This window comes from Massilia brevitalea (assembly GCF_030711405.1).
Classification (GTDB): Bacteria; Pseudomonadota; Gammaproteobacteria; order Burkholderiales; family Burkholderiaceae_D; genus Telluria; species Telluria brevitalea.
Window position 1 is genome coordinate 92,326 of record NZ_JAULSI010000022.1, and the last position, 13,502, is coordinate 105,827.

At 65.2% G+C, this 13,502-nt stretch carries 13 protein-coding genes; 6 read left to right on the plus strand and 7 right to left on the minus strand.

Annotation, left to right across the window (positions count from 1 at the left end; all coding sequences use genetic code 11):
- Positions 1-27 precede the first annotated feature (27 nt).
- Positions 28-1,509, minus strand: a complete 1,482-nt coding sequence (locus QWL29_RS15415) for an alanine/glycine:cation symporter family protein (RefSeq protein ID WP_305823761.1) — start codon at positions 1,507-1,509, stop codon at positions 28-30.
- A gap of 198 nt (positions 1,510-1,707) precedes the next feature.
- On the opposite strand from QWL29_RS15415, the gene QWL29_RS15420 reads away from it, so the two are divergent.
- A complete protein-coding gene (locus QWL29_RS15420) occupies positions 1,708-2,658 on the plus strand; it encodes an MYG1 family protein (protein ID WP_305823762.1) in 951 nt (316 codons plus the stop codon).
- 148 nt (positions 2,659-2,806) lie between these two features.
- On the opposite strand, the gene QWL29_RS15425 is transcribed toward QWL29_RS15420, so the two are convergent.
- Positions 2,807-3,658 carry an oxygenase MpaB family protein gene (locus tag QWL29_RS15425; RefSeq protein WP_305823763.1) on the minus strand — a complete coding sequence of 284 codons (852 nt, stop codon included), beginning with the start codon at positions 3,656-3,658 and terminating at the stop codon, positions 2,807-2,809.
- Positions 3,659-3,864: 206 nt separating this feature from the next.
- Positions 3,865-4,272 carry a hypothetical protein gene (locus QWL29_RS15430; RefSeq protein ID WP_305823764.1) on the minus strand — a complete coding sequence of 136 codons (408 nt, stop codon included), beginning with the start codon at positions 4,270-4,272 and terminating at the stop codon, positions 3,865-3,867.
- 169 nt (positions 4,273-4,441) lie between these two features.
- Here QWL29_RS15430 and QWL29_RS15435 point away from each other — a divergent pair, with 169 nt between their 5' ends.
- From QWL29_RS15435 to QWL29_RS15445, 3 genes are all read left to right on the plus strand, one after another.
- Positions 4,442-4,645 carry a hypothetical protein gene (locus QWL29_RS15435; RefSeq protein ID WP_305823765.1) on the plus strand — a complete coding sequence of 68 codons (204 nt, stop codon included), beginning with the start codon at positions 4,442-4,444 and terminating at the stop codon, positions 4,643-4,645.
- A gap of 106 nt (positions 4,646-4,751) precedes the next feature.
- Positions 4,752-5,690, plus strand: a complete 939-nt coding sequence (locus tag QWL29_RS15440) for an alpha/beta fold hydrolase (protein ID WP_305823766.1) — start codon at positions 4,752-4,754, stop codon at positions 5,688-5,690.
- A gap of 15 nt (positions 5,691-5,705) precedes the next feature.
- Positions 5,706-6,392, plus strand: a complete 687-nt coding sequence (locus tag QWL29_RS15445; protein ID WP_305823767.1) for an isochorismatase family protein — start codon at positions 5,706-5,708, stop codon at positions 6,390-6,392.
- Between the two features lie 27 nt (positions 6,393-6,419).
- On the opposite strand, the gene QWL29_RS15450 is transcribed toward QWL29_RS15445, so the two are convergent.
- The 4 genes from QWL29_RS15450 to QWL29_RS15465 form a co-directional block, all read right to left on the minus strand.
- The gene (locus tag QWL29_RS15450) at positions 6,420-7,751 is read right to left on the minus strand and encodes an ATP-binding protein (protein WP_305823768.1); all 1,332 of its coding nucleotides are present in this window, start codon (positions 7,749-7,751) and stop codon (positions 6,420-6,422) included.
- Positions 7,748-8,410, minus strand: coding sequence for a response regulator (locus QWL29_RS15455; protein WP_305823769.1), 663 nt, complete (start codon positions 8,408-8,410; stop codon positions 7,748-7,750). The genes QWL29_RS15450 and QWL29_RS15455 overlap by 4 nt, the downstream gene beginning before the upstream one ends.
- 176 nt (positions 8,411-8,586) lie before the next feature.
- The gene (locus QWL29_RS15460) at positions 8,587-10,095 is read right to left on the minus strand and encodes a Do family serine endopeptidase (RefSeq protein WP_305823770.1); all 1,509 of its coding nucleotides are present in this window, start codon (positions 10,093-10,095) and stop codon (positions 8,587-8,589) included.
- A 363-nt stretch (positions 10,096-10,458) separates the two neighbouring features.
- A complete protein-coding gene (locus QWL29_RS15465; protein WP_229439291.1) occupies positions 10,459-10,923 on the minus strand; it encodes an Hsp20 family protein in 465 nt (154 codons plus the stop codon).
- 227 nt (positions 10,924-11,150) lie between these two features.
- On the opposite strand from QWL29_RS15465, the gene QWL29_RS15470 reads away from it, so the two are divergent.
- Positions 11,151-13,064, plus strand: a complete 1,914-nt coding sequence (locus tag QWL29_RS15470) for a M61 family metallopeptidase (protein WP_305823771.1) — start codon at positions 11,151-11,153, stop codon at positions 13,062-13,064.
- 26 nt (positions 13,065-13,090) lie between these two features.
- Complete coding sequence (locus QWL29_RS15475; protein ID WP_305823772.1) at positions 13,091-13,441, plus strand: hypothetical protein; 351 nt, start codon at positions 13,091-13,093, stop codon at positions 13,439-13,441.
- Positions 13,442-13,502: the final 61 nt, after the last annotated feature.

Genomic DNA, 13,502 nt, shown 5'->3' on the forward strand with positions numbered 1-13,502 from the left:
TGTCGTCGCCATTTCCAATGGCTGCCCTTAGCCGGCCAGGTTCACATCCTTCGCCGCCGCATCGCTGCGCTTGCCCTCGGCCACGCGCTGCTCCCAGTAATGCGCATTCGCGATCCCCAGCGCCAGCGGATCGAACTGCGGGTCCTTGCCCAGCTTCTTCTGCGCCTCGTAGTCGTGCAGGCACTTGAAGGCGACGTTACGCAGCAGGACGATGGCCACCAGGTTCAGCCAGGCCATCAGGCCGACGCCGATGTCGCCAAGCGCCCAGGCCAGGTCCGCGGTCTTGACGGTGCCGTAGACGGTGGCGGAGATGATCGCAACCTTCAGCACGAACTTCATCCACGGATGGCGCGCGTGGCGGTCGATGTAGGCGATATTCGTTTCGGCGATGTAGTAGTAGGCCACGATGGTGGTGAACGCGAAGAACAGCAGCGCCACCGCGACAAAAATCGCGCCGAAGCCCGGCATCACGTTTTCCAGCGCGACCTGCACGTAGCCCGGGCCGCTGGCCACGCCGTGCACGCCGGTGTACATCGCCACGCCGTTCGGGCCCTCCACGTTGTACTGGCCGGTAATGAGCAGCATGAAGGCGGTGGCCGAGCACACGAACAGGGTATCGACATACACCGAGAAGCCCTGCACCAGGCCCTGCTTGGCCGGGTGGCTCACTTCCGCCGCCGACGATGCGTGCGGGCCGGTGCCCTGGCCTGCCTCGTTCGAGTACACGCCGCGCTTCACGCCCCACTGGATGGCCATGCCGATGATGGCGCCGAAGCCCGCGTCCAGGCCGAAGGCCGAGCTGAAGATCAGCTTCAGCACGCCGGGCAGCTGCTCGATGTTCAGGAAGATGATGACGCAGGCGACGATGATGTAGCCGAGCGCCATGAAGGGCACGATGATCTCGGCAAAGGTGGCGATGCGCTTCACGCCGCCGAAGATGATGAAGCCGAGCGCGATCGCCAGCAGCGCCGCGGTGACGTTGCGGTCGATGCCCATCGCCGTCTGCAGGCCTTCGGCGATGGAGTTGGCCTGCACGCCCGGCAGCAGCAGGCCGGTGGCGAAGATGGTGGCAAACGCGAAGGTCAGCGCATACCATTTCATGCCCAGGCCCTTCTCGATGTAGAAGGCCGGGCCGCCACGGTACTCCTTGGCGATCTGCTCCTTGTAGACCTGGCCGAGCGTCGACTCGACAAAGGCCGAACTGGCGCCGAGGAAGGCCACCGCCCACATCCAGAACACGGCGCCGGGGCCGCCGAAGGTAATCGCGGTCGCCACGCCGGCAATGTTGCCGGTGCCGACGCGGCCGGCCAGGGTCATGGTCAGCGCCTGGAACGACGAGACGCCCTGGTCCGAACTTTTACCTTCGAACATCAGGCGCGTCATCTCGCGCACGTGGCGCACCTGCAGGAAGCGCGAGCGCAGCGAAAAATACAGGCCCACGCCCAGGCAGAGCACAATCAGGGCCGGGCTCCAGATCATGCCATTGATAGTACTGACCAACTCGTTCATCTACATCGTCCTCTTCGGTTCTGGATAATCGGCGGTTGTCGTTGACGATCAAAATGTTGCCTGATCTTCAAGCTGAAGAAGATACCGCATGGCTGAGCGAACGCCAATTCTTTTGTGCACGCCTGCCCGGATGTTCGCGGTGCGTCCTCGAAGCCGGTATCATCCGCATTCGCTCAAAAGAATTGAACTGGAGTTTCCATGGTCATCGTGACCCACAACGGCAAGTTCCATGCGGATGACGCATGGGCTTGCGCCGTCCTGCAGATCCTGTTTCCCGACGCCGCGCTGGTCCGTACGCGCGACGGCGCCGTCATCGAGGCAGCCGACTTCGCCGTCGACGTCGGCGGCATCTGGGACCCGGCCAGCGGCCGCTTCGACCACCACCAGAAAGGCTTCGACGGCGCCCGCCCCAGCGGCGTACCCTACGCCAGCGCCGGCCTGGTCTGGCGCGAATACGGCGCGCGCTGCGTCGCCGCCCTCGCCCTGCAGCACGTCGGGCGCGAACTGAAGGACAGTACGGCCCAGGAAATGGCCTACGCCATCGACGCCGACATCGTGCAATACCTCGACCTGTCCGACGTCGGCGCCGCCAAGAACGCGCCGGGCGGCTATGGCCTGTCGGCGATTGTCTCCGGCTTCAACCCAAACTGGCTGGACGAAGAACGCATCGGCTACGGCGCCCCGACCGAAGCCTACCGTTTGCAGGAATTCCGCCGCGCCATGGCGCTGCTGAGCGACATCATGGTCAACTCCGTGAAATACCGCGTCGGCGCGTTGCTTGCCGTGGAACAGGTGCGCGACGCCGAAACGCTGGAGGACGGACGCCTGCTGTATCTGCGCAACAGCGCCCTGCCCTGGTCCAGCATCGTGCGCAAGGAAATGCCGAAGGTGCTGTTCGTGATCAGCCACAGCATCGGCGAAAGGCGCTACATGCTGCACACGGTCTCGGTCAGCACGGAAAGCTTCGACGCCCGCGCCGATTTGCCGGCGCCCTGGGCCGGATTGCGCGACGCCGACCTGGCCGCCGTCACCGGCGTGCCCGACGCCACTTTCTGCCACAACGGCCGCTTCATCGCCGCCGCCAAGTCCTACGACGGGGTGCTGGCGATGGCGAAACAGGCCTTGCAGGCTGTCGACGCCGGCAACTGAACAGCGGAACAGCGGGGGTCAGGTCTGACATTCGGACACGGGCTCAGCTTTAAGGCTTGATGTCTGGTGCAAACAGACAAATTGGATCTTAAAAAATTGGGGGTGACAGACGAGCTCGTGTCCGTTTGTCAGACCTGACCCCGGCTGTTCAGACCTGACCCCGGCTGTTCAGCCGGCGGGCGGCCTGCGCCGGCGGCAACTTCCCCAGCGGCAGCAAGGCGGCCGAGCGGGCCAGGGTGCGTACCAGCGCTGCTTCGCCGAAGCGCAGGCCGTGCCCTTGCAATTGCGGCAGCGAACGCACCGGTTCCGGGGTGATGTCGACGGCGGCGCGCACCAGCAGGCGCTGCAGCGGGCGCAGCGGTGTGGGCAGGATCGCCGCCGTGCGCATGATCTCCAGGAAATCGGCCAGGATGGCGGACCCTTCCAGCGCGGTGGCGGCCAGCAGCGTTTCCCATTCGGCCCACGCGTGCGGCAGGCCGGTTGCGCCATACAGCCGTGCCGAGGCTGCCGACTCGATGAACGCCGCATCCTTTTCATGCGCGGACAAGGGCTGTGCGTAACAGTGATAGGCCTCGGTAAAGCCGAACACCGCCGTCGCCTGCACCCAGTCGAGCAGGCGCGGATCGTTCGCGTGGTAGGTCAGCCCATCGGGCGTGCTGCCGCGCACGTGGCCATGCAGGCGCACCACGCGCGCGATCAATTGTTCTGCGGCTGAACGGGGGCCATACACCGTCATCATCGCGGCAAAGCCGGTACGGCGCAGGCGCAGGCCCGGGTCGCGCTGGAAACTGCTGTGGTCCCACACGCCCGAGCGTACCGAGGGTTCGGCCAGTTCCAGCAAGACGGCGGTCACGCCGCCGACGAACAGGGAAACGGGATTGGCGAACACGCGCCAGGTGACGCCATCAACTGGCGCCAGGGCCGGCTCGCCGGCCGGCTGGCTGAAGTCGAATTCCATGCCCGGTGGCGGGCGCAGCAGATCCTGGATGGCTTGCAACATGGGGCAGACAGTTTTGTCGGTGGCGCCGCATGAAGAGCGTCGCATGGGTGTTGCCGCATCGGCGGCTGCAACGCGGCAAGCCCGCGCGAAGGCAGGCTCTCTCGCCAAAGCCGGGACCGCAAAGCGGCACAGCCCCGGTGCGGCGGGGCTGAATACCGGACACGCGTCAGGCGACTAGCAGGCGAAGCATGGCTTCGCCTGATGGATTACTTCGATGCGTCCTGGATTTTTTCGCCAGCGCGTTCGACGGCACGGCCGGTTGCGGCGGTGGCATCGCTAGCGCCTTCCTTGATGTTCTGGCCGGCTTCGCGCGATTCCTGGCGCACTTCGGCGCCGGCTTCACGCATCTTTTCGCCGGCACGGTCGGTGGCCTGGTCGATGTTCTGGCCGGCACGCTCGGCGGCATTTTCCATGTTGGCAGCGGCGCGGTCGGTGGCGGCGTCGACGCGTTCTGCGCCTTCGCGGGCAGCAGTGGCGGTGTTGGCGCCGGCGTTATCGATGGCGGCGCCGGCCTCCTGGGCAGGGCCCATGTTCGGATTGTCGTCGGCTTTTTTGCAGCCGGTGGCGACCATGGCAACAGCCAGCATCAGGGCGGGAATGGTGATTTTTTTCATGATGAGCTCCAAATCGAAAGTTGTAATTTAGATTACATCTTTCTTCTGAATCACGTCACACGATTGATGTAAGGAGTGTAACGAAACGTAAAGACAAAGGCGAGCGATGCATTTCCCGTCGTGCTCTGCGGTATGCATACGGCGCCGCACGCGCGTGATAGGATGGGCCATGGACCGCCGCACCGACTACAGGACCGCCCTGCTCATCCACACCGTCGTCAACACGCCGCTTGATGCTGGCCAGCCCTCGCCCGCGCGCGAGCTGGCAAAACTCGGGGTACCGTTCGAGGTGGCACGCCGCGTACTCACCAAACCGGGCGAGCGGCGCCATCAGTTCCCGTCGCGCGAGCTGCCGACACTGCTTCGTTCCTGAAGCGTCCTACCGGTTCATACGTCCGGCGCATCGATTTCTCATCTGTTCAGAACCAAAAGTAGGCGCGCGCGTCCAATGATGACGCCCTGATCTTTTGGAGAACACCATGAGTCAACTCGAACCGATTTCGCCGACTTCCCACACCCCGCGCCCAGGACCGGACGAGGGCCCTGCCGCCCCGGCAATCCCCGTCATCCACTACAAGACCGTGCGGATCGACGGCGTGAACGTCTTCTATCGCGAAGCCGGGCCCGCCGATGCACCGGTGCTCCTGCTGTTGCATGGCTTTCCCACCTCGTCGCACATGTTCCGCAACCTGATTCCGCTGCTGGCCGACCGTTACCGCGTGATCGCGCCGGATTATCCTGGCTATGGACAAAGCGATGCGCCGAAGCACACCGAATTCGCGTACACGTTCGCCCACCTGGCCAACATCGTCGATCGGTTCACGGTGGCGCTGGGAGCCAGCAAATACAGTCTGTACGTAATGGATTACGGCGCGCCGATCGGCTACCGGCTGGCGCTTGCCCATCCCGAACGCGTGCAGGCAATGATTGTCCAGAACGGTAACGCCTACACCGAAGGACTGGGCGCTTTCTGGGATCCGATCAAGGCCTACTGGGCGGACGGGTCGCAGGACAACCGGACTGCACTGGCCGGCCTGCTCACGCTCGAGACCACCAAATTCCAGTACCTCGATGGTATGAGCGACGCAGCCCGCATCAGCCCCGACAACTGGATCGTCGACCAGGCCTTGCTCGACCGGCCCGGCAACAGCGACATCCAGCTCGACCTGCTGCACGACTATGGCAGCAACGTGCCGCTGTATCCGGCTTTCCAGGCCTTCTTCCGCCAGCACCAGCCGCCGACGCTGATCGTCTGGGGCAAGAACGACGTCGTCTTCCCGGAGCCCGGCGCCCATCCCTACCTGCGCGATCTGCCCGAAGCGGAACTGCACCTGCTCGACAGCGGCCACTTCGCGCTGGAAGACCAGCTCGATGTGATGGTGCCGCTGATCCGCGATTTCCTCGCGCGCAAGCTCTGAGTGCAGGAGACGACCATGCCAAACACTTCCCGGTCCAAAGCCAGTGTCCTGCCTTCAGGCGGCGGCGCGATGCTGCTCGACCCCGCCGATACCCTGGTCCTGCTGCTCGATCACCAGTCCGGCCTGTTCCAGACAGTCAAGGATATCCCGGTGGCCGATTTGCGGCGCAACGTGGAAACGATTGCCAGGCTGTGCACCCTGCTGAAGATCCCGGTCATCACCACGGCCTCGGAACCCGCCGGCAGCAACGGACCGCTGATGCCGGAAATCCACGAATACGCGCCACATGCCGTCTACGTGCCGCGCAAGGGAGAGGTAAACGCCTGGGACAACGACGACTTCGTTGCCACGGTCCGTTCTACCGAGCGCAAGACGCTGGTGATGGCTGGCGTCTGGACCGGCGTCTGCGTGATGTTCCCGGCCCTCGACGCGCGCGCCGCCGGCTACGAGGTGCTTGCCGTCATCGACGCCTCGGGCGATCCCAGCGAGATGGCGTCGCGCGTGTCGCTGGCGCGCCTGGTGCAGGGCGGCGTGAAGCCGACCACGACCAACGCGCTGCTGTCGGAACTCCACCGCAGCTGGGCGCGGCCCGAGGCGGCGGAGCTTGCCCGGCTGTATGGGCTGGTTGCGCCGAATTACGCGGCGGTAGCGGAAAGTTATGCACGCGCGCAGCAAGCAGGACGGGACGCGGTGCAGACATGAAGGCGCATACCGCGAAGGGCCCGTCGCTCAGGCCTTCCCTAGCGGAAAACGCACGATCGCCGCCAGCCCACCCAGGCGTTCCGACTGGTCGAGCCTGAGCGTCGCGCCATGGCGCTCGGCAATCGCCTTGATGATCGCCAGCCCCAGTCCGCTACCGGCCGCCTCGCTGCCCGCGACCCGATAAAAGCGGTCGAACACGCGCTCGCGCTCATCCGGCGGAATGCCCGGCCCGCTGTCCTCGACGCTGACCACGGCCGCGCCCGCTTCCAGGCGCAGCGCGATGTCGACCGTGCCGCCGGCCGGGGTGTACTTCACGGCGTTCTCGACGAGGTTGCGCAGCAGGATGTGCAGGGCATCGGGCTGGCCGTTGACGCTGGCTTCGTCGGCATGCTGCAGGCCGAGGTCGATGTTCTTGGCCTGGGCCAGGCCGGTCAGGTCGCCCACGGTGCGGCGCGCCAGCTCGGCCAGGTCGACTGGCCTGGTTGCCGCGCCGTTTGCGGCCGATGCTTCCTGGCGCGCCAGCACCAGCAATTGCTCGACCAGGCGCGTAGCGCGGTCGATGCCGGCGGTCAGGCGGGCAACGGCCGTCTTGCGGGCCTCGGGATTGTCGGCGCGGTCCAGGCTTTGCGCCTGCAGGCGCAGCGCGGCCAGTGGCGTGCGCAGCTCGTGGGCGGCGTCGGCCACGAAATGCTGCTGGGCGTCGAAGGCCGTCTTGACGCGCCCGAACAGCAAGTTCAGCTCGTGCACCAGCGGACGCACTTCGTCGGGCAGGCCGGCTTCCGACACCGGCGACAAATCGTCGGCCTGGCGCGCCGCCACCTGCTTGCGCACGCGCGCCACCGGTTTCAAGGAGCCACTCACCACCCACCACACCACCAGCATCAGGATCGGCATCATCACCGCCGTGGGGCCGAGCGTGCGCAGGGCCAGGTTGCCGGCCATGTTGCGGCGCACGGCCAGGTCCTGCGCCACCTGCACGGTCTGGCCGGAAGTCTGGATCGAGAATACGCGGTAGGTGGTGCCGTTGGCCTTGACGTTGGAAAAGCCGAGCACGGCGCGCTGCGGCAGGCGCGCGCGCGACACGCTGTGGAACACCTGCACGCCATCGGGCGACCACATCTGCACCACCAGGTCGTCGTTGCCGGGGGCTTCCTCGAGTTTTTCGCGCGCTTCGGTATTCGACAACGGCGTGCTCGACCGCAGCGACAGCGCCATCTGCTGCATGTGGTAGTCGAAGATCTGGTCGGCGTCGGACAATGCCGTGTTGTAGGCGATCGAGGCTTGCGCCAGCGCTGCCAGCGTGATGGCCGCCAGCAGGAACCACAACAGGCGCCCGCGCAGCGAGTGGGTCATTCTCATGCCTTCGGCACCATGTAGCCGACGCCGCGCACGTTCTGGATCAAATCGCTCCCCAGCTTCTTGCGCAGGCCGTGGATATACACCTCGACCGCATTGCTGCTGACTTCATCGCGCCAGCTGTACAGCTTTTCCTCGAGCTGGGCGCGCGAGAGCACGGCGCCGGGGCGCGCCACCAGGGCTTCCAGCACGGCCCATTCGCGCGCCGACAGCGACACCGGCTCGCCATCGACCAGCGTTTCGCGGGTGGCGGGATTGATCGAGATGTTCTTGTATTCGAAGATGGGCTCGGCGCGGCCGGCAGCGCGGCGCAGCAAGGCGCGGATGCGCGCCAGCAGCTCGTCGAGGTCGTAGGGTTTCAGGACGTAGTCGTCGGCGCCGGCGTCGAGCCCGGCGATGCGCTGGGGCACCGAGTCGCGCGCAGTGGCCACCAGCACCGGGGTGCGGTCCTTGCGCGTGCGCATCGAGCGCAGGACATCGAGGCCGTCCTTGCGCGGCAGGCCCAGGTCGAGCAGGACCAGGTCGTAGTTCTGGTTCTGCACCAGGGCCGTGTCGGCCATTTCGCCGTCCTTGACCCAATCGACGGCGTAGTGCTCAGCCCGCAGCAGGTCGAGCACCACCTCGCCGATCATCGTATCGTCTTCTACCAGTAACAGCCGCATCTCATACCTCGTTGGGGAACCTCGATAAACCTACTACGCGTCGGACTCTTGGCCTGCGATGCTCGCTGTACAGTCCGTACAGCTGCGCTTCTCGGCCAAGACTCCTTCCGCTCGCTACGGTTTCCCGAGGTCCCGTTAAGTTAGTGGTGCGCGACAGAAGACGACACTGCACTTCTTCAGCCAATCCGCACCGGAATGAAGATTCTGTCATCCCCGCGCTGGATCAGCAAGGCTACCGACTTGCTGGACTTGCCCACCATGTCGCGCACCTGGTCGACGCTGGTGACGGGTTTGCCGTTCACCGACAGCAGCACGTCGCCCGGCGCCACGCCGGCAATCGCCGCCGCACCGCGCGCGTCCTCGATCACCAGGCCGGCGGCGATGCCGCTCTGGCGCCGTTCGATCGGCTCCAGCGGACGCAGGACCAGGCCCAGCTTGGCGCCCTTGTCGTTGGCGGCAATCTCTTCGCGCTCGTCGACGGCCGGCTTGTCGTCGGCATTCGCCAGCGTTGCGTTCAGGCGTACGATCTTGCCGTCGCGCCAGACGTCGAGCGCGACCTTGTCGCCCGGCTTGGCCACCGCCAGCGTGCCCGGCAGGTCGGCCGACCCGATGATCGCCTGGCCGTTCACCTTGCGCACCACGTCGCCGGATTTCAAACCGGCCTTTTCGGCGGCGCTGCCGCGTTCGACATTCGCCACCAGCGCGCCTTCGGGCGAATCGAGGTTGAAGGAATCGGCGAAGCCCTGGTTCACGTCCTGGATCGACACGCCCAGCTTGGCATGCTGCACCTTGCCGGTGGCGACGATCTGGTCCTTGATGCGCGCCGCGACGTCGATCGGGATCGCGAACGACAGGCCCTGGTAGCCGCCGGTCTGGCTGTAGATCTGCGAGTTGATGCCGACCACTTCGCCGCGGGTGTTCAGCAGCGGACCGCCCGAGTTGCCGGGGTTGACGGCAACGTCGGTCTGGATGAACTGCACCTGGCTGTCGTTGCCCAGGCTGCGGCCGGTGGCGCTGACCACGCCGGCGGTGACGGTCGACTCCAGGCCGAACGGCGAGCCGATGGCCAGCACCCATTCGCCGGTCTGCAGCGAGCGCGCATTGCCCAGCGGGACAGTCGGCAGGCCCTTGGCGTCGATCTTCAGCACGGCCACGTCGGTGCGCGGGTCGGAGCCCAGCACCTTGGCGCGGAACTCGCGGCGGTCGGCCAGCTTGACCGTGACCTCGCTGGCGCCCTGCACCACGTGGGCATTTGTCAGGATGACGCCGTCCGGGCTTACGATGAAGCCCGATCCGGCGCCGAAAACGGGAGCGTCGCGTTGCGAACCGCGCGGGTCCTGGAACTGACGGAAGAATTCATAGAACGGGTCGCCCGGGCTCACTTGCGGCATGCGCGCGCTGGTCTTGGTGGTGCCCATGACGCGGATGTTCACGACCGCCTTGCCGTTCTGCTTGGCGATGGTGGTGAAGTCCGGCAGGGACACGGTAGCCGCGGGCGCGCCGGCTACTGCGGGCGGCGCCTGTACCGGAGCGGGGGCGGCTGCAACGGTGGCGGGGGCCTGGGCGGTGGCGTTGTTGTGGTTGACCGCAATCGCACCGACCGCCCCGCCAATAACGCCCGCCGCGCAGAGCGCCAGCGTGAGACGTTTTGCGGTGATGGCAGTGACTGCACCTTCGTTTTGCATGGACGTACTCCTGGATGAAAGGGTTGCCGATAACGGGTTATCGCATGGTGAGTAGTGTCGCCGATCTGTCTTAGAACATGCTTAAAACTCAGCGTTAAACCTTGGCTGCTGCGCCGACGTGGGATGGATGCTTTTGCACCCGCGTATTCAACTGCGGACACGTATGTCAACTTCGTAGGGTGGGCGCCCTGTGCCCACGCGTGACGGCTACATGGTATCGGCGTGTAAAGCAGGCCAACAATGTTCACAGTTCACGCGTGGGCACGGGGCGCCCACCCTACGCCTTCGCGGACAAATCTGTCCGCTTCGGGGCGTAAAAAAGGGCGCCCGGCGGGCACCCTCTTTCGTTACTGCGCTATGCCCTTAGGCTGCTTGACGCTGTTCGATTTGCTGAACATTGTCGATGGTGCCTGCCGCATCGCCAATCGCGATCTTGCGTGGTTTCAGTGCCTCGGGCACTTCGCGCACCAGTTCGATGGTGAGCATGCCGTTGTCGAACGAAGCGGTGGTGACCTTCACGTGGTTCGCCAGCTGGAAGCGCTGTTCGAAGTCGCGGGCGGCGATGCCACGATGCAGGTAGGTACGCTGGGTCTCGTCCTTCTGCTTGCGGCCGGTCACGTGCAGGGAATCGCGCTCGGTGACGATTTCCACTTCATTCCGGTTGAAACCTGCCAGCGCCATCACGATACGGTACTGGTCTTCCGAGACCAGTTCGATGTTGTATGGCGGGTAGCTCGGCTGCGACTCGGCGCGTTGCTCGAGCAGGCTGGCCAGGCGGTCGAAACCAATGGCGGAACGGTACAGGGGGGTCAGATCGAAAGTACGCATGATTAAATATCCTCGTTAAGTTAAGCGATAAGTTGACGGACCTCATCGTGAGCATCCGTTGGAACCAATCTAATGCCATCCCATGTCATTTTCAAGACATACGAAATACGGATTTTTAATCCATTTTGCAAATTTTATTTGCATCGATGTTTCCGAGTATTTCGATGCTTTTCGGCAGGAGGTGCGTGCTACACTCGTCCGGTTTTGTCACCCGCACACATCTCAAGATGACCGCTCACAGCCCGTTTTCCTTCGCCGCCAAGTCGGCGTCCGCCCTCGCCCTCGCGCTCGCGCTGGCCCTCCCCGCACAGGCCGCCGTCCCGGCCCCGGTCGACCAGCCCTACCCCGGCACCATCGTCCTGAAGGTCGATGCCACCAACCTGTCGCAGCAGATTTTCCGCATGCGCATGACGGTACCGGTGAAGCCCGGCCCGATGACTTTCCTGTACCCGCAATGGCTGCCGGCAAACCACGGCCCGAGCGGTCCGCTGACCCAGCTGGCCGGCCTGAAGTTCAGCGCCAACGGCAAGCCCGTCGAATGGACGCGCGACCCGGTCGAAGTCTTCGCCTTTCACGTCACCGTGCCCGAAGGCGCCTTGACGCTGGACGTGGAATACCAGTTCCTGTCGCCGCTTGACCCGGCCCAGGGCCGCATCGTCATGACCGACGACATCATCGGCCTGCAGTGGCCATCGGTGACGCTCTACCCCGCCGGCTACGTGGCGCGCCGCATCACGGTGCAGCTGTCGCTGACCCTGCCCGCCGGCTGGCAGTACGGCACCGCGCTGGAAACGGCCACGCGCCAGGGCGACGAAGTCCAGTTCCAGCCGCACGACCTGGAAACCCTGATCGACTCGCCGCTGTTCGCCGGCCGCCACTTCAAGCAGTTCGACCTCGACCCGGGCGCCAAGGTGCGCGTGTCGCTGAACGTGGTGGCGGACAACGCCGAAAGCCTGGAAGCCAAGCCGGAACAGATCGCCGCGCACCGCGCCATGGTCCAGCAGGCACTCAAGCTGTTCGGCTCGCACCACTACGGGCACTACGACTTCCTGCTGGCCCTGTCGGACGAATTCGGCGGCGTCGGCCGCGAGCACCACCAGTCGAGCGAGAACGGCGTCAAGCCGGGCTACTTCACCGACTGGGCGCGCAGCGAAGCCGGCCGCGATCTGCTGCCGCATGAGTACACCCACTCGTGGAACGGCAAGTTCCGCCGCCCTGCCGGCCAGGACGTCCCCAACTTCAACACGCCGCTGCAGAACAGCCTGCTGTGGGTGTACGAGGGCCAGACCCAGTACTGGGGCGGCATCCTCGCCGCGCGTTCGGGCCTGGTGTCGAAGGAAGCGGCACGCAACACGCTGGCCGCCACCGCCGCCCGCTACGACAACACCCAGGGCCGCGCCTGGCGCGCCATGCAGGACACGGTGAACGACCCGATCATCGCCGGCCGCCGCGCGCTGGCCTGGAGCAACTGGCAGCGCAGCGAAGACTACTACTCGGAAGGCGCGCTGATCTGGCTGGATGTGGACACCAAGATCCGCGAACTGTCCGGCGACAAGCGCTCGCTCGACGACTTCGCACGCGCCTTCTACGGCATCGACAACGGCAGCATGCTGCCGGCCTTCTACACCTTCGAGGACGTGGTCGCCGCGCTCGACAAGGTGCAGAAATTCGACTGGGCGCCCTTCCTGCGTTCGCGCGTCGAAGGCCACGGTCCGGGCGCCCCGCTCGACGGCTTGGCCCGCGCCGGCTGGAAGCTGGTCTATACCGACACCCCGACCGACGCCATCAAGGCGGCAGAGGAGCGCAGCAAGTCGGCCGACTTCAGCTACTCGCTGGGCTTCTCGGTGCGCGCCGATGGCGGCGTCAGCAACATGATCTGGGATGGCGTGGGTTTCCGTGCTGGCCTGGCCGGCAACACGACGGTCGTGGCGGTGAACAACCGTGCCTACAAGGCCGAGGTGCTGAAGGCGGCGGTGAAGGCGGCCAAGGGCACGAAGGCGCCGATCGAGCTGCTGGTCCGCAAGGGCAATAACCTGCGCACCATCTCGCTCGACTACCACGACGGCCTGCGCTACCCGCGCCTGGAACGCATCCCGGGCACGCCGGACCGCCTGGACGCGATCTACAAGGCGCTGAAGTAATCCGGGGTCGGTGGTATGCTGAAGGCATGACTACCGATTCCTCCGATATTGAACTGTCCGGGCCGTTCCAGGCCGCGGACAGCACTGGCCGTACCCACGACGTCAAGGCGATCCGCATTTTCGACGAGGGTTACGGGATCATCGACGTGTACGTGGACTTTGCCAAACCGCTCGACGGCGGCTTGTACAAGGACACCGTGCTGGTCAAGCACATCATCGACCGCCTGCGCGCGCTCGGCTACAAGGGGCCGGATTTTGGCCACAGCGATCCGGGGCTGCAGGAGCGCAAGCTGATCGTGCTCGAGGCGCCCGAGGAATTCGCGCCGTTCGCCAAGGCGCGTGGGTGGAAGAACTTGGCCGAAGACTTCGACGAATAAGCGCAAACCGCCGGCGTCAACCGTATCTATGGACTCCACCCGTTTTGCAAGAAGAAGATTG